At 28.4% G+C, this 21170-nt stretch carries 17 protein-coding genes and 1 pseudogene; 10 read left to right on the top strand and 8 right to left on the bottom strand.

Annotated elements, in window-relative coordinates; all coding sequences use genetic code 11:
• Positions 1 to 20 precede the first annotated feature (20 nt).
• Positions 21 to 2657, bottom strand: a complete 2637-nt coding sequence (locus F811_RS0106120; protein WP_020004392.1) for a calcium-translocating P-type ATPase, PMCA-type — start codon at positions 2655 to 2657, stop codon at positions 21 to 23.
• A 463-nt stretch (positions 2658 to 3120) separates the two neighbouring features.
• Here F811_RS0106120 and F811_RS0106115 point away from each other — a divergent pair, with 463 nt between their 5' ends.
• The 3 genes from F811_RS0106115 (at position 3121) to F811_RS0106105 (ending at position 5344) form a co-directional block, all read left to right on the top strand.
• Complete coding sequence (locus tag F811_RS0106115) at positions 3121 to 4167, top strand: hypothetical protein (RefSeq protein WP_020004391.1); 1047 nt, start codon at positions 3121 to 3123, stop codon at positions 4165 to 4167.
• 125 nt (positions 4168 to 4292) lie between these two features.
• Positions 4293 to 4517, top strand: a complete 225-nt coding sequence (locus F811_RS0106110) for a hypothetical protein (protein WP_020004390.1) — start codon at positions 4293 to 4295, stop codon at positions 4515 to 4517.
• An 11-nt stretch (positions 4518 to 4528) separates the two neighbouring features.
• Entirely contained in the window at positions 4529 to 5344 is an 816-nt protein-coding gene (locus F811_RS0106105) for a pyridoxamine kinase (RefSeq protein WP_020004389.1), read from the top strand.
• 96 nt (positions 5345 to 5440) lie between these two features.
• Here F811_RS0106105 and F811_RS0106100 read toward each other — a convergent pair whose 3' ends face one another.
• Both F811_RS0106100 and pepF read right to left on the bottom strand, forming a co-directional pair.
• On the bottom strand, positions 5441 to 5644 hold the full coding sequence (locus F811_RS0106100) for a TM2 domain-containing protein (RefSeq protein WP_013115159.1): 204 nt from the start codon (positions 5642 to 5644) through the stop codon (positions 5441 to 5443).
• A gap of 382 nt (positions 5645 to 6026) precedes the next feature.
• Positions 6027 to 7847, bottom strand: a complete 1821-nt coding sequence (pepF, locus tag F811_RS0106095; protein ID WP_020004388.1) for an oligoendopeptidase F — start codon at positions 7845 to 7847, stop codon at positions 6027 to 6029.
• Between the two features lie 462 nt (positions 7848 to 8309).
• Here pepF and F811_RS0106090 point away from each other — a divergent pair, with 462 nt between their 5' ends.
• Entirely contained in the window at positions 8310 to 8675 is a 366-nt protein-coding gene (locus tag F811_RS0106090; RefSeq protein ID WP_020004387.1) for a hypothetical protein, read from the top strand.
• 57 nt (positions 8676 to 8732) lie between these two features.
• The gene (locus F811_RS0106085) at positions 8733 to 10574 is read left to right on the top strand and encodes a bifunctional metallophosphatase/5'-nucleotidase (protein ID WP_020004386.1); all 1842 of its coding nucleotides are present in this window, start codon (positions 8733 to 8735) and stop codon (positions 10572 to 10574) included.
• A 69-nt stretch (positions 10575 to 10643) separates the two neighbouring features.
• Here the strand turns inward: F811_RS0106085 and F811_RS0106080 are convergent, their stop codons facing one another.
• The 5 genes from F811_RS0106080 to F811_RS0106060 form a co-directional block, all read right to left on the bottom strand.
• Positions 10644 to 10946: a PTS sugar transporter subunit IIB gene (locus F811_RS0106080; protein WP_020004385.1), complete on the bottom strand. Its 303-nt coding sequence runs from the start codon at positions 10944 to 10946 to the stop codon at positions 10644 to 10646.
• A 10-nt stretch (positions 10947 to 10956) separates the two neighbouring features.
• Entirely contained in the window at positions 10957 to 11388 is a 432-nt protein-coding gene (locus F811_RS0106075) for a PTS sugar transporter subunit IIA (protein ID WP_020004384.1), read from the bottom strand.
• Between the two features lie 51 nt (positions 11389 to 11439).
• Positions 11440 to 12402 (bottom strand): NAD(P)-binding domain-containing protein, encoded by a 963-nt coding sequence (locus F811_RS0106070; protein WP_020004383.1) that lies wholly within the window; start codon positions 12400 to 12402, stop codon positions 11440 to 11442.
• 97 nt (positions 12403 to 12499) lie between these two features.
• A complete protein-coding gene (gyrB, locus tag F811_RS0106065; protein ID WP_020004382.1) occupies positions 12500 to 14413 on the bottom strand; it encodes a DNA topoisomerase (ATP-hydrolyzing) subunit B in 1914 nt (637 codons plus the stop codon).
• Positions 14414 to 14590: 177 nt separating this feature from the next.
• Complete coding sequence (locus F811_RS0106060) at positions 14591 to 16195, bottom strand: tetratricopeptide repeat protein (RefSeq protein WP_020004381.1); 1605 nt, start codon at positions 16193 to 16195, stop codon at positions 14591 to 14593.
• A 272-nt stretch (positions 16196 to 16467) separates the two neighbouring features.
• Here F811_RS0106060 and F811_RS0106055 point away from each other — a divergent pair, with 272 nt between their 5' ends.
• The 5 genes and pseudogenes from F811_RS0106055 to F811_RS0106035 form a co-directional block, all read left to right on the top strand.
• The gene (locus F811_RS0106055) at positions 16468 to 16671 is read left to right on the top strand and encodes a TM2 domain-containing protein (protein ID WP_013115149.1); all 204 of its coding nucleotides are present in this window, start codon (positions 16468 to 16470) and stop codon (positions 16669 to 16671) included.
• A 127-nt stretch (positions 16672 to 16798) separates the two neighbouring features.
• Positions 16799 to 18469 carry a Na/Pi cotransporter family protein gene (locus F811_RS0106050; protein ID WP_020004380.1) on the top strand — a complete coding sequence of 557 codons (1671 nt, stop codon included), beginning with the start codon at positions 16799 to 16801 and terminating at the stop codon, positions 18467 to 18469.
• Between the two features lie 30 nt (positions 18470 to 18499).
• Positions 18500 to 19441: a GDP-L-fucose synthase family protein gene (locus F811_RS0106045; RefSeq protein WP_020004379.1), complete on the top strand. Its 942-nt coding sequence runs from the start codon at positions 18500 to 18502 to the stop codon at positions 19439 to 19441.
• A 26-nt stretch (positions 19442 to 19467) separates the two neighbouring features.
• On the top strand, positions 19468 to 20469 hold the full coding sequence (gmd, locus tag F811_RS0106040) for a GDP-mannose 4,6-dehydratase (protein WP_020004378.1): 1002 nt from the start codon (positions 19468 to 19470) through the stop codon (positions 20467 to 20469).
• A gap of 8 nt (positions 20470 to 20477) precedes the next feature.
• Positions 20478 to 21170 (top strand): annotated as a pseudogene (locus F811_RS0106035) (glycosyltransferase); the annotation flags it as partial.

The raw sequence follows: 21170 nt of genomic DNA, 5'->3' as shown, positions 1-21170 counted from the left end.
AACATAAATATTAAACCAAATTATCTTTTAAACAATCTTATAAATATTTTCAAAATTTCAGCGGCTATAATAACAATTAATGATACTCCTATAATTTTTAGCCAAGTATTTAAACTTAAAGGAACAGTATTGAAAAATCCTCCTGCATACTGAGTTGCTAGTATTTGAAGTACAAAAGTAACGGCCATACTCAAAAGCATCAGTTTGTTATTCAAAAAATATTTAAATACACTGTCAAAACCCAATTCTCTGCTGTTGAATGAATTAAATATCTGGAACATTACAAACATAGCAAATAATACAGTGGGCTGCTCAGCCTCTGTAACATTAAGTATATTTAATTTGCTTTGAAGCATAAATAATGTAATCATTACTGCTGCTGAGAACACTATTTTAAATATCATCTTTTTAGTTACTATGCTTGCATTTCTTTTTGTAGGCATTCTTTTCATCAAGTTATCTCTTATAGGTTCAAGCCCCAAAGCTATAGCTGGAGGTCCGTCCATAATGATGTTTATCCATAATAACTGTATAGCAGAAAATGGAGATTTAAAACCTGTTAATGTAGAAATAAGAACAACTACTACAGAAGCTAAATTAACTGTAAGCTGAAACTGTATAAATCTTTGGAAATTATCATAGATTCCGCGTCCCCACTGAACAGCTTTAACAATAGTAGCAAATGAATCATCAAGAAGAACTATATCGCTAGCCTCTTTTGATACTTCGGTACCTGTTATACCCATAGCTACACCAACATCAGCATTTTTAATTGCTGGAGCATCATTAATACCGTCTCCTGTAACAGCAACCACATTTCCCATCTCTTTTATGGCATTAACTACACGCATTTTTACTGTAGGAGTGCTTCTTGCTATAACTGATATCTTGCTTAAATTTTGTTTTAATGTATTATCGTCCATAGCATCAATATCTTTTGCCTCAAGAACTATACTGTTTTCATTAAGTATTTTTAATTCTCTCGCTATAGCAGTCGCTGTAACTATATTATCACCTGTAAGCATTTTTATGTTTATTCCAGCACTTCTGCATTGTTCAACTGCATCATAAACCTCTTTTCTAACAGGATCTGATATCGCTACAAATCCGTCATATATCATATTGCTTTCAAGTTTTTCTCTAACATTTTCAACATTATCATCAACTATCTTGTGAGCAAATGCTATTACCCTTTTCGCTTCATTCTGGAATTTTTCTATTGCCTCTTCAATACCCTTTTTTTCAGCTTCTCCTATACTACACATAGCCATTATTTTTTCTGGGCTTCCTTTTGTAAATACAATAGTTTCATTATCTATCTTGGCAACTGTTGTCATGTTTTTTGTATCTGATGAGAAAGGATATTCATATATTATTTTTGATTTCTCTCTTATCTCTTTGTAATTAAATCCAGATTTGCTCGCTGCCACTAGTAATGCACATTCTGTAGGGTTTCCCAAAAATTTAGCAATACCATCTTTGTAATCAACATCAGCAGTAGAGTTGACAGCAAAGTTTTTTATAATCTTTTCATTTTTTATATTTTCAGGCTCTATATATTCACCATTAGCAAATAATTTATTTAATGTCATTTTATTTTCTGTAAGAGTACCAGTCTTATCAGAACAAATAACATTAACACTTCCTATAGTCTCACATGCAACCATCTTTTTTACTAGAGCATTTTGTTTTGCCATTTTTATAATATTTATAGAAAGTGAAACGGCAACTATTGTAGGAAGTCCCTCTGGTACAGAAGCTACAATCAATACTATACTTGTAATAAATGCTTCAGAAATAGTATCAAAACTAGCATTACCTGTTCTTATAAAATTAACTACTTGAATAATAAAGACTATTACAGCGGCAGTTATACCAAATATAGCTATTCTTTTACCTAAAAGAGCAAGTTTTTCTTGTAATGGTGTAGAAGTTTTCTGTGTTTTTGAAAGTTCTCTTGCTATTTTACCAAACTCTGTTGCATCGCCCACAGAAGTAACTACCATTTTACCATTTCCAGTAGTAACAAATGATCCAGAATAAGCCATATTTATTCTTTCAGCTACTGGAGTTTTTTCATCTGTGAGTATAGCTTCAGCATCTTTTTCTACAGGCTCGCTTTCACCTGTTAAAGCAGATTCATCAATATTAAGAGATACGCTTTCCAATAATCTGCCGTCAGCTGGAAGTTTATTTCCAGTCTCTATAAAAGCAATATCACCTACAAGCAAATCTTTTTGATTGATTATTTCTATATTTCTGTCTCTTATAACTTTTACTCTAATATCTTCATTAATGCTATTTAATGCCTCAAATGCTTTGGCACTTTTACCTTCCATAACTATGGTAATAGTAATAGATAAACTTATAGCCAAAAATATACCCAAGCACTCTAAAAAGTCAGCATGTCCACCGTTAAAGTACGCTACTGTATTAACTGCTATAGCTATAATACCAGCAAATATAAGCATTAATATCATAGGTTCTTTCAATGCTTCTAATATTTTTTGAAATAATGTAGCACCTTTTTCCTTTGTAAAACTATTAGCACCATACTTTTCAAAACTAGCCTTTCTTCCCTCTTCATTTAATCCGATTTTAGGATCAACATTAAGCGTTTTAAGAATATCATCTTTACTTCCTAAAAAACCGTTCATTAATTACCTCTCATTTAATTATTTTTGATTTAATTATTTTTAAAAATGCATAAAAAAAGACCCATGTATAAGTAAATCATTAAAGGATATAAGATTGCATTAATCTTTAAAAATTTACTTATACTTGAGTCTCATTAATTAAGGCTAACCAAACTCTACTAATTAAGAGCTGCGATGTTGGCTTTGCCGCGTGAAATACGCCAATTACTCCCTCATGAGTATTTAATTATGTATGTCGGTTATGATAACATAAAAAAAAATAATGTCAATATTTGTAAATAAAAAACACAATTTTTTTAATATATTTACACAAATCAATTAAATTATATAAAAAAGTAATATATAGTTACAAAAAAATATATGTTATGTATTGATTTTTTATATACTTACGATATCTTTATAAATATATCATATGAAAACAAAATCTAAAAACAATCTGTAATTAAACAAACAGGGAAATATTATGATTAAAAAATTTTCATCAATATTATTAAGTTTATTATCTATATTATTTTTTATAAGCTGTTCTGCTTCTATTGTAGATTCAACACAGCCTCTAAGCAATGAGGAGATTATAGGAAACGGTGATGTTATAGAGCCAGCAAAAGAACCTCAGGCAACTGAAGATAAAGCTATAATAAGCGAATTTTTAAAACAGCATAACGGAGTATATTATGCCCAATATGAAGACGGAAGCCTTGGTGTGAGATACATAATAGATAATGACACAATATATAATGGATATGGAACATTAATAGATGCAACAACTAGAGTATTGCTTGAAAACAAACTTCAGATATACAAAGAAGGAGCTCAAAATACTGCTTCAGGATACGATAAGAATAATGAAATGTATACTTTAAACTTTGGAGAAGACGGAAATATTTATCTTTTTGCAAATGCGGTATTTGATAGTGAAACATATTTAGCAACAGAAGGATATAAAACAACTATTGGAGAGCCTATAGATGGATTAAAAACATATTCTGCCAATTATTACTATTATGACTACGATGACAGTAAAAAATACTATATACTTATAGATACATCTGGGCAAATATATATGGACGATAACTTTGGTATAAATTATTCAAGAGCTTCATTAACTAATGGAAACGTCTTAACAATAACATATACTCAGTTTGGAGGTATAACCAGTAAACAAGATTTATATTTCTATAATAATAAATTAATATACGGAAATACTTATATAAATAATGAACTTCAGTATGAAAAATTGATAAAACATGATTTATTCAGCACATATACTGGAACATATGTATCTGATGACAAAAATACTACATTAACTGTTAAAGCAGAACAAATAACATTAAGTACTTTAAGCAGATATGATACCCCTGTAATTATTGGAAATACTTTAACCATATATCAATACTCTTCAAGATACCCTACTAAAGAACATAAAATAGTATTTAGCGATGATAAAACTCAAGCCGTATATACCAAACCAGACGGAGGTGGAACTATAGTATTAACAAAACAAGAATAATAAATAAATTATTAAATAAAACCTATTCATAAATTAATATGTATAGGTTTTTTAATAAAATTTATAATTGAAAAAAAATTTATTATATGATATCCTAAATAATAATATTCTTTTTGGAGTAATAAATGAGAAGAGGTAAAAAAAATCCGTTTCAAAAAGAAGTAGAAAGAAAATTTGGAAGCAGCGGATTTGAACTTAATTCTTTCTTATCTGGAACTAAGAAAATGAAAGTTACTAAAGAAGAAATAGAAGATAGATACGATATAACTCTGGACCAGTTTGCATATTTTGCTCAAGTTGCAGGTTACAAAGTGCTTGCTGACAGCAAATCGCTTATAATATTTAAATAATAAATAGTATTATGAAAAAAGATTTTAATGTACTTCTTCTTAATGATTTATGTTCATATGGAAAGGCTTCTTTAACTGTTAATATACCAGTATTATCATATTTTGGAATAAAAGTTTCGCCGCTTATAAGTGTTCTTCTTTCAAATCATACTGCTTTTGAATCTTTCTGTGCTTTTGATTTAACAGATCAATTAGAAAAAATAATAGAACAATTAAAATTAAGAAATCCAAAATTCGACGCTTTTTATGTTGGTTGGATATCTTCTGGAAAACAGCCTGATATTGTAATAGATATTATAAAGCATTTTAATATAAACACTATTTTAATAGACCCTATACTTGGAGATAATGGTAAATTATACCCTTCTATGTCAAAAGAGCATGTTGTATCTATGAAAAACATAATAAAGCATGCTGATATAATAACACCGAATATAACAGAGTTAGCTGTATTACTAGATAAAGACCCTTCAAATAAATACTCAGAAGATGAAGTAAAACAAATGGCTCAAGATATTTCAAAAATGGGACCAAAAACTGTAATAGTTACAAGCGTATTAAAAGATGAATATGTAGGCTGCCTATGCTATGACAATAATAATTTCATTACAAGCTATTACCCTAAAATAAATATAATGATACCTGGTACTGGAGATGCTTTTGGCTCTTCTTTATTAGGATATATACTTAAAGGGTATTCAATAAAAGAAGCATTAGAAAAAGCTACAAAATTTATATACAAAGCGGTAGAACTATCAGTAAAAGATAATGATGACAGACTCTACGGCATATCTATAGAAAAAAGACTTCATTTGCTTGACGATTAAAAAATAATATAATATTGATTAGTATTAAAATATGTATATAAAAAAAGAAGAGAGTCAAAAAATAATTAACTCTCTCCTTCAATTACCATTTTTACATTATCTTTTTAATTTCCTGCCTTCCTTATCGGTGAATTTGTCTAATATTATCATTACAATGTCTATAATGTACCATATACCAAATCCGCCTGCAGTAATCAGATATAATATACCTGTTCCTATTTTTCCTACATAGAATCTATGAACTGGTAGAAATATTGCTAAAATTAATGTAACAACCCAGCTCTTTTCTGAAACTTCCATAAACTCTCCTTAAAATTTATTTACCATACCAGTGTATACTATATTATAAAAAAATGCAATACCTAAAATAAAAGGCTAGTATCAAATATAAGACTTGTTTCAAAACTCAATTTCTTAATATTTACAATTTTTTATTTAATATTTTTTAATTATAGTTGGGGCTTTGCCCCAAACCCCAGTTCTTTTATTGGTATAAAAGAACCAAAAAAACTGCATTTTATAACTTAAATACATATTTTATACAACATATAAAACATGTATTTTAAAAATAATTAAATTATTTAATTTAGCATAAAATAATAAATTTATAAAATTGTTTGTCAAGTACTTTTGAAAAAAGTCTATAATACCAGCCTTTGCAATTTTAATAACTAATAATTAATTAGTTCAATGCTTTCAATTCCTCAACCTCTTTAGCAAAAAGTTTTAAAGCACTTTCCACTACTTCAGGTTTTGTCATATCAACGCCAGCAACTTTTAAATTCTCTATAGGAGTTCTGCTTCCTCCGCTTTTTAAGAATTTCAAATAATTATCTCTGTTTGTATAATCATTCTTAGCATTGCCTTCAAGCACTCCATTAGATAAAGCAACAGCAGCTGACATACCAGTAGCATATTTATAAACATAAAATGAACGGTAAAAATGAGGTATTCTCAAAGCCTCTAAATCACTTGTATCTTCAAGTACAGCATTATCTCCAAAATATTTTTTAAGCAAATCTTTATAAACTGTTCTTATAAGCTCTAATGTTGTAGGATTACCCTCTTCAGCTTCTTTGTGAATAATATGCTCAAACTCTGCAAACATAGTCTGTCTGAATACTGTAGCAACAAATCCGTTTATATCCTTATTAAGTAAAAATGCCTTAACTTCTTTCTTACTTTCATTTTGCATTAAATAATGAAATAAAAGTTTTTCATTAAAAGTGGATGCCACTTCCGCCTCAAATATACTATAATCATGATGCTGAAAAGGATTATTTTTCCTGCTGTAATAACTATGCATACTATGTCCAGCCTCATGTGCCAATGTAAATACTGATTCAATACTTTCATCTCTGAAGTTCATCAATATATAAGGCTCTGATACATAACAGCCAGCAGAAAATGCCCCGCTTGATTTGCCTTTATTTTCGTATTTATCCACCCATCTTGAATTAAGACCTTTTACAAGAGTAGATACATATTCATCACCTAATGGAGATAAAGCATTTTTTAAAACTTCTACTGCCTCATTAAATGTATGATTTATTTTAATATCTTTTACTACTGGAGCATATTTGTCATACTGTCTGAAATCAGTAATTCCTAATTTATCTGCACAGTATTTATAATAGCTATGTACTGCAGGCAAAGCATTATGCACACTTTCAATCAAGCTATCATAAACGCTCACTGGTATATCATCGCCGAATAATTCCATTTCACGTACACTATTATAATTTCTTATTCTAGCATCAAATATATCCTGCTTGATTTGACTTGCATAAAGTTCTGCTAAAGTATTTTTGTGCTCATCATATTCTTTATAAAATTTTTCATAACTATTTTTTCTTAATTCTCTATTATCACTTTCCTGAAAACTAGAAAATGTTGCATGTGTTAATGGAGTTTTCTCTCCGTTATATTCAATTTCCCCGAAATTCAAATCAGCATCATTTAAAGTATCAAATACATTTGAAGCAGTTGAAGATAATTCGCTTTGAAGTGCCAATATTCTCTCTTCTTTTTCTGATAATGTATGAGGTTTGTATTTTAGTATTTTATTTAAATAAATTAAATAATCTTTTAATACTTCATCTTTCAAAAAACTATTCATTTTTTCATCATCTATACTCATTAGCTCTGGTTCAAAATAACTCATATTTGCAGAAATTTCTGAAGAGAGTTTTGCAAATCTAGCAACTTTCACATTAGAATCATTATTAGTTAAATCTTCTGTTTGTCTTAAAAAAGCATAAGAGCCTAATTTTTCTAAAGTTATAGAGGCTTTCATTATGGTATCTAATATATTTTTTAATTCATTTGCAGAATCTGATAATTTTCCTCTAAACTTTGAAACGTCTTTAGAAAACTCTTCCATTAACTTAAAATCTTTTTCAAACTCTTCATCAGTCTTATATAATAAACTCAAATCCCAAGTATCATCTATTTTTACATCCTTTCTTTCTATTAGAGTGTTTAATTTATTTTCATTACTCATATAATATTTTCTCCTTAAAATAATATTTTCTATTAAAACGTATATAAAAACATATATAATCAATGTTTGTAAATTATAACATAATATTATATTTTACAAAATAAAAAATAATTATATAATTTAATAGTATTTATTATTAATAAAACTTAATAACTATAATTTAGCGGAATTTATAAATATACCAAAAATTTTTAGTTTGTAAATTTTTTATTGTTCTTTTTCCCGCCGACAGCGTCAAAGAACCAAAAAGTGCAAGTATAAAAATAATTCTAAATAGTAGTAATTTATATTTTACATTTAGAATAAATTACTAAATTTAGCTTTCGCTGCCGCAGGAAAAGAAGTTGGGGTTCGGCACGACTGTGTGCTTCGCAGGGCTAGTCCCCGAAATATAAAAACTAATTTTTGACAAATTATAGTTGTTTAGGTATATATTAGTTAAAGATTTAAGGAGAATAAAAAATGGAAAATTTAAATTTAAACGATATAGAACAAATAATGACCTTTTATTTAATATTTAATTTTGTAATATTTGCATGTATTATATATATAATTATTTCTTTAATATTTAGAATATTATCAAAAAATAAAAAAACAGATAATACAAATCAAACAAATAACAAAAAAAATAAATCAAAAAATAAAAGAAAAAAGAAAGATATAATTGATTTATTTTGGACTGAAGATAAAGACAGTAAAGGAAGAACAATATTTAAAAGAGGTTTTCTTATAGTTCTCATTGTATTTACATTATATTATATATTTAACTCTATTAATTTTATGATTGCCAATATTGATATAGTAAAAAAAGTTTTAAAAATTGAATAGTTGTAATATATATGTTATACTTACTTGATAATAACTAAATTAAATATTGGGGAATGTATGAGAAGGGGTTATATAATAATGAGTATTTTTTTATCAACATTACTTGTATCCTGTAATGCTAATAAAGATAGAGTTTACCCAGAAGGTAAAATTGACTTTACTATAGTACAAACAACTGATATTCATGGAATGATTTTTCCATATAATTTTATTACAGATGAAGAAGAAAGTACATCTATGGCACATGTATCTTCATATTTAAAACAGCTTAAAAATGAAGGAAAAACTATTTTACTTCTTGATAATGGAGATTCACTTCAAGGTCAGCCTACAGTATACTATTATAATTTTGTTGCTACTAATGAACCTCATATATGGTCAGAAGTTTTAAACTATATGAATTATGATGCTGTAGGAGTTGGAAATCATGATATAGAGGCTGGACATAGTGTTTATGACAGATTATCAAAAGAATTAAAATCTCCTCTAATATCTGCAAATATAGTAAATGAAAATACAAAAGAACCTTATTTCAAACCATACACCATAATAGAAAAAAATAATATAAAAATAGCAGTACTCGGACTTACTGAACCTGCTATAGAAAGACAACTTCCTAAAGTATTATATGAAGGTTTAGAAGCAGAAGATATGGTTGAATCAGCTAAAAAATGGATAAAGGTTATAAAGGATAAAGAAAAACCAGATATTATTATAGGGCTTTTTCATTCTGGAGCTAATTATACAGAAGATAAAGAAAAATATAAAAATGAAAATGCAAGTCAGTTAGTAGCTGAGCAGGTAGATGGTTTTGATATTATACTTGTAGGGCATGATCATCAAGGCTGGTCTGGATTGGGCTATGATGAAAAAACAAGACAAAAAACTAAGGAAGTAAAAAGTCCAAGCGGAAAGATAGTTCCTATATATGGGGGCATTAATGCAGCCAGAGCTATAGTTTCTATTGATGTAAGTATGCAGTATAATAAAGATAAAAAAGAATGGGATATGAAACTAGATGGAGAACTATTAGATCCTTCTTCTTTTGAGCCTGATGAAGAGTTTTTAGACAAATTTAATAATTCTAAAGAGAGTATAATTAAATGGGTGTCAAGAGATATAGGAACTTTAAATACAAAACTCACTTCCGATGAAGCAATATTCGGCGACAGTTATTTTTTAAGTTTCATACATAAACTTCAATTTGAAATAGCTCAAAAAGAATTAGGAGAAAAAGCAGATCTTTCATTTGCAGCTCCTTTAAGTAAAGACGCTGTTTTAAATAGCGGTACTATAAAAGTAAGAGATATGTTCAATTTATATCCTTATGAAAATTTCTTCTATGTGATTAAATTAACAGGAAAACAGATAAAAGATATTATGGAATATTCTTATGGCAGATGGTTTAATACTATGACAAATATTAATGATCATATAATATTTTTCAAAAAAGATTCAGACGGAGAATTAATTTTTAATAGCAGATACAACTCTTATGACACTCTCACACCTACATATAACTATGACAGTGTAGGAGGACTAAATTATACCGTTGATGTAACAAAACCAAGAGGAGAAAAAGTTATTATAGAATCATTAAGCGATGGAAGAGATTTTGAATTAGATAAAGAATATAAAGTTGCTATCAATTCATACAGAGGAAGCGGAGGAGGAGGACATCTTACACAAGGTGCTGGGATAGATTTAAAAACTTTACAGAACATGGATTTAGTTTTAAAATCTACTGATAAAGATTTAAGATATTATATAATAAATTGGTTTGAAGCACAGAATGGAGCTATTACAGTAGAGAAACTCAATAACTGGAAAGTAATACCTGATGATTATCTTCAAAGTGGGATAAAAAAAGACTATAAACTTTTATATCCGAATAACTAAAATATAGTGAATAACAAAAAAGCAGAGGCTAGTAAAAAATAGCTTCTGCTTTTTTATTAAAACTATAATTTATTTCTTTTTTAACTCTTCTAAATATCCAGAACTTTCAAGTTTTTGTTTAAACTCATCTTGAGAAAGAATATTTTTTATAGCTATAACTTTTATGCCTTTTTCTTCTGCATGTTTAAAATCATCAATAAAAGCAACAGGACAAAATATCAAATCATAATCATCAATTTTACAGCTATGTAAATCACAATGATCAATATGCAAATCATTTATTCCCAATGTTATTAAAGCCATTTGAGCTTTCTCTTTCATCATTAAACTAGTACCTGCTCCATTAGCACAAGCAACTAATACTTTTAACATAATTAACTCCTTATATTAAATTTAAGATTTCTTTTTCATTTAAATCTTCTGTTATAAGTTTATTTAACTTTTCATTATCACATAAAAAATCAGCAAGTTCAAGCACAGCGTCCTGATGACTGTTGGAATCTTCTGCTGCTAAAGTAAAAAATAAATATACTTTTTTTTCTGTTTTATAAAAATCTACTCCGTTTCTTACTTTAAGCAAACTCATAGATTTTTTTATAACACCATTTTCAGGTCTTGAATGAGGCATAGCAACATAATCAGTAAGAACAATATAAGGACCATACTTATAAACATCATTAATAATTGCCTTAATATATTCTTCCTTTATAAAGCCTTTTTTAAGCAGGCAGTCAGCTCCTATACATAATGCTTCCTGCCAATCAGAAACACTGTCTATTATGTGTATATTATCTTTTAATAACTCTTTTAACATTTTATTTATATAAAGGAGCTTTATAAAAAGCCCCTTATAAAAAACTATATCTTATTTTTTCATTAAACTATCTATATGTTCAACTATATCAAAACCAGCATTCAAAGCCTTAGCTATAGAACCGCCAGATTTATAAAGTATATCTCCAGCTATAAATAAGTTTTTAACAGAGCTTTCATGCTTATCATTAACTATAGGAACACCGCCTTCATCTAATTCTATATCGCATCTTTTTAAGAAGTCTATAGGAGCAACTCCTCCCAAAGCATATATTACTCTGTCATACACTTCATCAACACCGTCAGTATAATGAACTAATACTTTACCCTCTTTATCTTCTATAGATTTTATATCAACCCCTAATCTTGCCTTCACTTTTCCGCTTGCAATATCTTCTTTGATAGTTTCTAAATTCTTTTCATTAGGTCTTGTAAACTCTGCTTTTCTATAGTTTATAGTAACATCATTATCTTTTCCCAAAAGGTAAGCATATTCAACAGCAGAGTTTCCGCCTCCTACTACTAATATTTTTTCATTTTCTTTACATTTATAGATATTAAAGTTTACAACAGCATTAAGACTTGCAGGTATAGCATAATCAGGTCTGTTTGGTCTTCCCATTTTGCCTATAGAAGCTACAACATATTTTGCTAGATACTGTTTATTGTCAACTGTAGTCACTTCCAAATATTCACCATTTTTTTTGATAGATTCAACTTCAGTATTAAACATAGCCTCTATATAATTACCGAACAAACATTCACTAAATAAATCTAATACATCACCTTTAGTTGCTGTTTCAAATTTGATATTGCCTTTCAAATCTAAAGCTTCACCTTTATAATCTTTATCTACTCTTTTATCATCTTTATAAAATTTTCTAATAGTAGTTGAGTGGTTATCGCCTTTTTCTATTAAAAGCACCTTGTCCATTTTTAATATAGAAGCCTCAACAGAAGCAGCAATACCCCCCGGACCTCCGCCTACTATAATTAAATTATATTTATTATCCATAAATTTTACTCCTTATTTTCAAAAAATTATACAATTATCCTATATTAAAAATAAAAATATTTAAGAAAAATACAAATATAAAATTAAAAAATATTGATTAAACGTCCAAATTTTTAACGTATCTTGCATTAGCCTCAATAAAATCACGTCTAGGCTTAACTTCATCACCCATAAGCATAGAGAATAATTGATCTGCTTTTTCAGCATCTTCTGTTAATACCTGATACATAAGCCTAGTTTCAGGGTTCATAGTAGTTTCCCATAATTGATCAGCATTCATTTCACCCAAACCTTTATATCTCTGTATATCAGATTTTTTATCCTTATTCTCTTCAAGTATTTTGTCTCTTTGCTCATCAGAATAAGCATATACAAAATTTTTCTTGTCAAAACTTATTTTATATAGAGGAGGAACCGCTATAAATATATGTCCCAAGTCTATTAGAGGACGCATATATCTAAAGAAGAATGTTAAAAGCAAAGTTCTTATATGAGAGCCGTCAATATCAGCATCTGCCATTATAATAACTCTGCCGTATCTTATTTTAGATATATCAAATGAAGCCCCTACTCCGCAGCCTAATGCCGCAATTATAGGTTTTAAACTTTCATTATCTATAATTTTATCAAGTCTAGCTTTTTCAACATTTAAAACTTTACCTCTAAGAGGAAGTATAGCTTGGAAATGTCTGTCTCTTCCGCCTTTAGCAGTACCGCCTGCAGAGTCTCCCTCTACAAGATATACTTCACATTTATCAACTTCCTGCTCTGAACAGTCAGCCAATTTTCCCGGTAGTGAATCACTTTCTAATGCATTTTTTCTTCTTGCTAAATCTCTAGCCTTTCTGGCAGCTTCTCTCGCATTTGCTGCAGATATTATTTTTTCTAATATAGCCTTTATAACTTTTGGGTTTTGTGAGAAATAGTCATTTAATCCTTCTACTACAAGTTTTTCAGTTACAGCACGAACCTCTGTATTACCTAACTTAGTTTTTGTCTGCCCTTCAAACTGAGGATTAGGTATTTTTACAGATACTACAGCAACTAGTCCCTCTCTTGTATCTTCACCCATAAATGTTATTTTATTTTTTTTATCTAATTCAAGTTTTTTGGCAAAATCAGTATAAACTCTTGTTAAAGCAGTTCTAAATCCCACTAAATGGGTACCGCCCTCTGTTGTATTAATATTATTACAGTATGTAAATATATTTTCATTATAAGCATCAACATACTGCATAGCCACTTCTACATCAGTTTTATCCTCTGTTTTATGAAGATAAATAGGTTTATCATGCAATGCTTTTTTATTTTCATTGAGGTGAGTAATAAACATCTCTATACCGCCCTCATAGTAGAATTCATTGCTTACAGTTTCAGCTTCTCTTTTATCTGTGAGAGTTATTCTTATACCTCTATTTAAGAAAGCTAATTCTCTTAATCTGTTTGCAAGAATTTTATAGTCATATATTGTAGTTTCAAATATATCAGCATCAGCTTTAAATATTACAGTAGTTCCATTTTTTGTGCTTGTTCCTACTTCTTTTACAGGCTCTTCTGGAACTCCTCTATGATATACCTGTCTGTACAATTTGCCGTCTTTTCTAACTTCGGCAATAAGCTCGGTACTTAAAGCATTAACTACAGATACACCTACACCATGCAAACCGCCTGATACTTTATATGTTTCGTTATCGAATTTACCTCCAGCATGCAGTTTAGTCATAACAACTTCCAAAGCTGAAATTTTTAACTTTGGATGCATATCAACAGGTATACCCCTTCCGTCATCTTCTACTTTTATTATATTATCTTTTTCTATAGTAACAGTTATATTCTTACAATATCCTGCCATAGCCTCATCTATACTATTGTCTACAACCTCATATACTAAGTGATGCAAACCTTGATCACCTGTAGAACCTATATACATACCAGGACGCTTTCTAACAGGATCTAACCCCTCCAAAACTTGAATGTTTTTCGAGCTATATGTTTTTTCTGCAGCAGCCATATTTGTAATTTTCCTCTTTTATCTTAAATATTTATTAATAATATTTTTAAATTTTAATGTATATATTATACAATGAATAACTAAATATTACAAATTTAAATTACAGTATTTAGCTATAAAAATGTTAGAATTATCTAATTTTTATAGTTTATATTGTTATACTTTATATTTTAATAATTATATAGAAAAATCTGTACTTGAATCTGAAGAATACAATAAATTATAATCCTCTCCATTATCTATATAAGGTATAGATGCTATTTTTACATGAGATAAATCAATATCATCTTTTATATTTTCTATTACCTCGTTTAATATAAGTCTAAATGCTATATCTGTATTAATAACAATACAAAAGAAATTAATAACATATTTTCCTTTTATATTTTCAGTTTCTCCTACATTACAAGAATTAAGACTTCCAACAGCATTCCAAGTTAAAACAGAGTGTAAAGTGTTACCTATATTATTCACTGCATCATGATATTTGTTAGGCAATTCACCTTCAAACGGCTCTATCTCAAACTGCAAAATTAAATAAAAATATTCTTCTTTTGATATTTCTGTATAGTCACTATATTCTTCATAAAAACTGTCTAAAAATTTTTTATAATCTCTTGGATTATCATATTTGTATTCTTCAGTTTTTCCTCTATCGCCTACTATGCCAGTATGTTTTACTATAAACTCATCATTAATCCAGCATTCAGCATAATATAAACAATTATCTTCTTTTTTGTATATAGTAACAATATTCGGAAGTTCTTCCAAATAAGGATCTAAAGGCATGCCGTAGGAATCAAAAATTTCATCTGCAACTTTTTTATATTCAGAATCTTCATTAAACATTTTTCTAATAGAAAAAGTCTTTTCTGTTTCATTATTTTTAAATGCAGCTTCAATAGTATAATCAATATCAAATTTTACAGATATTAATTCAGCATTCTCATTATTTTTAAATATTTCTTTTACTTCTTTGAGTTCATCTAAAGATTTTTTTATCATCTCTTTATCTAATTTTGATACAGCCGCTTCATTCATAGTAAATACACCATCTATAAGTTTATCTCCAACATAAAACTTAAAATTACAATACGGACTATCAGCTTCCCATTCTGTAGGATTAATAATATCTTTTATTGCTTTTAATTTTTCTTCATCACATAATATATAAGCTATAGCATTCAGTTTATCCTCTCCGTAATCAAGCCCTTCCAGTAAATTCTTATCACTCTCTTCATTTATATAATGGTACTCCAAAGCCTCTAATGAATAATAATTCTCTATCTCATCAGCCTGTCTTAAAAACTCATAATCATTAGGCACTATTTCAAGACCTTTATTATTTGCTTCCACAGCACCTTCTTTATTTCCAAAATGAAGTCTAAGTTTAGCAAGCTCAAGCCAGCCCCAAGGATAATTAGGCTCCTCTATAACACCTCGTTCAGAATATTTTAATGCCTCTTCCAGTTTACCGCAGTATATAAGAGCAACAGTGTATCTGTAGTACCAAGTTCCGCATCCTTTGGCATTTTTTTCAGAATATTTCATAAACTCTTTAGACATATAATAATGTTCATAATCGCCTATATTATTGCAGGCATAAGAATACCATAATGCTATATCCAAATCTTCCCTAGCCTCTTCTAATGTAAATTTATTTTCTTTTATACCATTTTCAATAAACTCTTCCAAATAGTTTAACATTTTATAAAAATATCCGCCGTTACCGATATGAAATGACTCTAACGTTTCTATATCTTCTTTTGATAATAATGACATGATAAACTCCTATATTATATCTGTTTTGAAAAACTATTAGTACATAATATTACTTATTTTTTATATAAATACCAAAATATAACTATTTTGTAAAAAACAGTATATTAATAAATTTAAAACTAGTTTTAATTAAACAATAATAAAATAGTTCAATATATTAAAAAAGTTTTTTAATTTTTTTATAAAAAATTATTATTATAAAAAATAATTGTTTACTTTTTTTACATATAATTTATAATTATCAAAAATTATATACTTATAGGAGGTTTTTTATGGAAGTATCAGATAGAAGTTGGATTATAACTCTACTATTAGCCATATTTTTACCTGTTCATAGATTTTATGTTGGTAAAATCGGTACTGGTATATTATATTGGATAACAGCTGGAGGTTTTGGAATATGGTACATAGTAGATATAGTAATGATACTATTAGATAAGTTCACTGATAAAGAAGGCAGAAAATTAAAAAAATAATGCTTTAATTAAATTAACTTAAAAGTCAATAAAAATCAATTAACTTAATAATTTATTTTTATTGACTTTTTTTACATTTATAATATACTAAGCACGCCTAGCTTAATAAAATAGTAGGATATGCCATATGTTTTTAAACCTAGCTTTTTCTTTAATCGGCGGATTCGGACTTTTTATGTATGGTCTTAAGGTATTTTCAGACGGACTTCAGGAAAGTACAGAAAATGCCCTAAAAGAAATCCTCCACAAATTAACTCAAAATAAAATATTCGGAATAGCTTTAGGTTTTTTAATAACGGCAATAGTTCAGTCGAGCAGTGCTGTTACTGTAATGACTGTAAGTTTCGTTAATGCTAATATTCTAACTCTTTCTCAGGCAATAAATATCATACTTGGTGCCAATATAGGTACTACAGTTACAGGCTGGATAATATCATTAAATATAGATGTTCTAGCTTTGCCTTCTCTTGGAATAGGATCTATTATAGTCATATTTGGTTCAGAAAATAGAAAATTAAGATTCTTTGGTGAAATACTAATGGGTTTTGGTATGATATTTTACGGTCTTATTCTTATGAAAATGGCTTTTGAAGGAGTAAGAGGATCTGAAGATTTTGAAAAAGTTTTCTTAATAGCGAATGCTAATACTATATACGGCAGATTTTTATGTGTAATGATTGGTATGATTGTTACTGCTATAATACAGTCAAGCAGTGCAGCTTTAGGTGTTACAATATCATTAGCTTCAGTTGGTTTAATAGATTACCCTACTGGTGTGGCATTAATACTAGGACAAAATATTGGTACTACAATTACAGCTGTATTAGCAACTTTGGGAGCTTCTACAAATGCTAAAAGAGCTGCTTTAGTTCACTGTTTATTTAATATATTCGGTGTTATATATATGTTCTTCCTATTCCCGTATTATATAAAATTGGTTGATATAGTTGTAGGACTTATGAACATAGGAGACCCTAATCTTGTAGTAAATAATAAATATATAAATATATCATTCTATATAGCAGCTGCTCATACTATATTTAATATTATAAATGTTATAGTATTCTATTTCCTAACAGAAAAACTAGAAAAAATCGTATGCTTCCTAATCAAAGACAAAGAAGATGAAAAACATGTTAGTGTGCTTTCTGATAAATTACTTAATATGCCAGTATCCGCAGAAATAGAGGTAAGAAAAGAAGTAACTTATATGGGCGAAATTGCTAAAAAAATGCTTTCAAGAATAGAACAGCTATTTGAAAACCCTAGCGAAAGACTTCTTACTAAAATAAGAGATCATGAAAAAATGCTTGATAATACGGATCAGGAAATACATTCATTCCTTCTTAAACTGCTTGGAAAAAATACTTTAAACTCAGCAAATATCGCTTCTCTTATAAATATAAGCACATACTATGAAAATCTAGGAGATAATTTAAAAGATTTAGGCAAAGCAATTATAAAGGGAAGCGAAAAAAAGACCTTGTTTAATGAAACACAAAAAGCAGATATATTAAAAATGATAGACAATAATAAAAAATTTATAGACTATTTATCAGAACTAATACTTCAGTACTATTCTTTAAACAAAGAAAAAACATATGATGAAGCTATGCAGAAATATCATGAAATAAAAGCATTCTATTATGAAGCAAGACAAAGACATTATGACAATGTTGATAAATCATTAATACCTGCTTTAAATGCTCATTTATACGGAGATGTATTAGTATATTTTAACCGTTCAATTTCTAATCTTGTAAATATAGTAGAAGCTATAACAGGAAAAGATAGATAATTTTTATAATTCAAAGGACATAATTAAGTTATGGATAAAAATATAAAAATATACATAGCTGGTCATAGAGGTTTGGTAGGAAGTGCTATAGACAGAGTGCTAACTAAAAATGGATATAACAATATAATAAGAAAAACTCACTCAGAACTAGACTTAAGAGATAGAGAAAAGGTATTTAATTTTTTTGAAAAAGAAAAACCAGAGTGGGTATTTTTATCAGCAGCCAAAGTAGGCGGAATATATGCAAACAACACCTACCCTGTTGATTTTTTATTATATAATCTTCAAATACAAAATAATATTATAGAAGCATCATATAAATATAATGTTCAAAAGCTGATGTTTTTAGGTTCAAGCTGTATATATCCTAAAGAATGCCCTCAGCCTATAAAAGAGGAATATCTGCTTTCTGGATATTTAGAAAGTACAAACCAGCCTTATGCATTAGCAAAAATTGCAGGCATAGAATTATGCGATGCTTACAATAGACAGTATGATACAAACTACATTGCTGTTATGCCATGCAATCTTTATGGTATAAATGACAATTATCACCCTGAAAATGCTCATGTTATACCAATGCTCATCAGACGTTTTCATGAGGCAAAAATAAATAATTTAAAAGAAACTACTATCTGGGGAAGCGGTACTCCTTTAAGAGAGTTTATGTGCTCCGATGATTTAGCAGAGGCCTGCATTTATTTAATGGAAAATAAAAATGCCAAGAACATAGGCAAGTTTATTAATATAGGTTCTGGAAAAGAAGTTACTATTAAAGAGCTTGCACAATTGATAAAGGAAACTGTTGGTTTTGAAGGTGAAATAAAATTAGACAGTTCTAAACCAGATGGAACTATGAGAAAACTGCTTGATGTTAGTAAAATAAACGCTCTAGGCTGGAAATATAAAATAGAACTTAAAGACGGATTAAAAACAGCGTACAATGATTTTTTGCAAAATTATAATAAATAGATTTTAGCATATATGAGGACATAATAATGAAAAAAGCACTTATAACTGGAATTACAGGTCAAGACGGTTCATATTTGGCAGAGCTTTTATTAGAAAAAGGATATGAAGTACATGGCATAATAAGAAGAAGTTCATCATTCAATACTGAAAGAATAGACCATTTATATAAAGATCCGCATATTAATGATGTAAAAATGTTCCTTCATTATGGAGATTTATCAGACAGCTCTAATTTATCAAGACTATTAGAAAAAATACAGCCTAATGAAATATACAATTTAGCAGCCCAAAGCCATGTAAGAGTAAGTTTTGATATGCCAGAATATACTGCTGATGTAGTAGGGCTTGGTACTTTAAGAATACTTGATGCCATAAAAGAAACACAGATAAAAACTAAATTCTATCAGGCCTCAACAAGCGAATTATACGGAAAAGTTGTTGAAACTCCTCAAACAGAAAAAACACCTTTCTATCCTAGAAGTCCTTATGCATGTGCTAAATTATATTCTTATTGGATTACTGTAAATTACAGAGAAAGCTATAATATGTATGCATGTAATGGCATACTATTTAATCATGAAAGTCCAAGACGCGGTGAGACTTTTGTAACCAAAAAAATCACACATGCCATTGCTAGAATTCTTAATAAAGAACAGGATAAATTATATTTAGGTAATTTGGATTCAAAAAGAGACTGGGGATATGCTAAAGATTATGTAGAAGCTATGTGGCTAATGCTGCAGCAGGAAAATCCTGATGACTATGTTATAGCTACTGGAGAAACACATTCTGTAAGAGAATTCCTAGATGAAGCTTTCGGACTTGTTGGTCTTGATTGGAAAAAATATGTAGAGATAGATCCTAGATATTACAGACCTGCAGAGGTTGATTTACTTTTGGGAGATCCTACAAAAGCTAAAGAAAAACTAGGCTGGAAACCAAAAACTACATTTAAAGAATTAGTGAAGATAATGCTTGAATATGATTTAAATAGTGTGGGATTAAGTTTAGATAAATTAAAAAAATAAAGTTATTTATGAGTGATAAATTATTATTAAAAAAGAATTTAATTGAGTATTTAGTTTGGCCTATTCCAATAAGAAGTATAAGAAACAAAATAAGAATAGATTCTATTTATTTAAAAGATTTTGGATACAGAATAAATTATAATCATTATAAAAATTATATAAAAAACAAAAAAACTTTTTTTGTCAGAAATGATTGGTCTGTAAATGAAAAAGAGTTTAGTCAAAATAGTTTTTATAATTTAATAAAAAAATATTATATTAGTGATTTAGAAATAGGTTATAATCCAGATATAGAATATTTCGGACCTGTTGGAAAAAGATATTTTTTAGAGCATTCTAAAGCTAAAATCAAAATATTTTATACTGGGGAATGCGTATCTAAAAATGCTATTGATAAAACTTGGGCACAATATTCTGATAACTGTATTAATGATGTTGACTTATCTATCAGTTTTGACAGACTTGATGAAAATAAATATAACAATTATGTGCGTTTTCCTCTTTGGATATCTTATAATTTTCCTGGAATATTAGATAATAAAAATTATACTAAAGATGATATTAAAAAAGTTATAGATCATATTAATAGTGCTAAATCCAAAAAAAATAAATTTGCTTCATTAGTGGCTAGTCATGATGCAACCAATATAAGAACACAAATGTATAATAAAATATCAAAAATAGATAATATAAGCTGCCCT

Source organism: Brachyspira innocens ATCC 29796 (assembly GCF_000384655.1).
Classification (GTDB): domain Bacteria; phylum Spirochaetota; class Brachyspiria; order Brachyspirales; family Brachyspiraceae; genus Brachyspira; species Brachyspira innocens.
Note: the sequence above shows the minus strand (reverse complement) of the source record. Positions and strands in the feature narration are given on the sequence as shown.

Coding starts and splice junctions, on each gene's coding strand:
- F811_RS0106120 (WP_020004392.1), bottom strand. CDS start 2,657: ATGAACGGTTTTTTAGGAAGTAAAGATGATATTCTTAAAACGCTTAAT.
- F811_RS0106115 (WP_020004391.1), top strand. CDS start 3,121: ATGATTAAAAAATTTTCATCAATATTATTAAGTTTATTATCTATATTA.
- F811_RS0106110 (WP_020004390.1), top strand. CDS start 4,293: ATGAGAAGAGGTAAAAAAAATCCGTTTCAAAAAGAAGTAGAAAGAAAA.
- F811_RS0106105 (WP_020004389.1), top strand. CDS start 4,529: ATGAAAAAAGATTTTAATGTACTTCTTCTTAATGATTTATGTTCATAT.
- F811_RS0106100 (WP_013115159.1), bottom strand. CDS start 5,644: ATGGAAGTTTCAGAAAAGAGCTGGGTTGTTACATTAATTTTAGCAATA.
- pepF (WP_020004388.1), bottom strand. CDS start 7,847: ATGAGTAATGAAAATAAATTAAACACTCTAATAGAAAGAAAGGATGTA.
- F811_RS0106090 (WP_020004387.1), top strand. CDS start 8,310: ATGGAAAATTTAAATTTAAACGATATAGAACAAATAATGACCTTTTAT.
- F811_RS0106085 (WP_020004386.1), top strand. CDS start 8,733: ATGAGAAGGGGTTATATAATAATGAGTATTTTTTTATCAACATTACTT.
- F811_RS0106080 (WP_020004385.1), bottom strand. CDS start 10,946: ATGTTAAAAGTATTAGTTGCTTGTGCTAATGGAGCAGGTACTAGTTTA.
- F811_RS0106075 (WP_020004384.1), bottom strand. CDS start 11,388: ATGTTAAAAGAGTTATTAAAAGATAATATACACATAATAGACAGTGTT.
- F811_RS0106070 (WP_020004383.1), bottom strand. CDS start 12,402: ATGGATAATAAATATAATTTAATTATAGTAGGCGGAGGTCCGGGGGGT.
- gyrB (WP_020004382.1), bottom strand. CDS start 14,413: ATGGCTGCTGCAGAAAAAACATATAGCTCGAAAAACATTCAAGTTTTG.
- F811_RS0106060 (WP_020004381.1), bottom strand. CDS start 16,195: ATGTCATTATTATCAAAAGAAGATATAGAAACGTTAGAGTCATTTCAT.
- F811_RS0106055 (WP_013115149.1), top strand. CDS start 16,468: ATGGAAGTATCAGATAGAAGTTGGATTATAACTCTACTATTAGCCATA.
- F811_RS0106050 (WP_020004380.1), top strand. CDS start 16,799: ATGTTTTTAAACCTAGCTTTTTCTTTAATCGGCGGATTCGGACTTTTT.
- F811_RS0106045 (WP_020004379.1), top strand. CDS start 18,500: ATGGATAAAAATATAAAAATATACATAGCTGGTCATAGAGGTTTGGTA.
- gmd (WP_020004378.1), top strand. CDS start 19,468: ATGAAAAAAGCACTTATAACTGGAATTACAGGTCAAGACGGTTCATAT.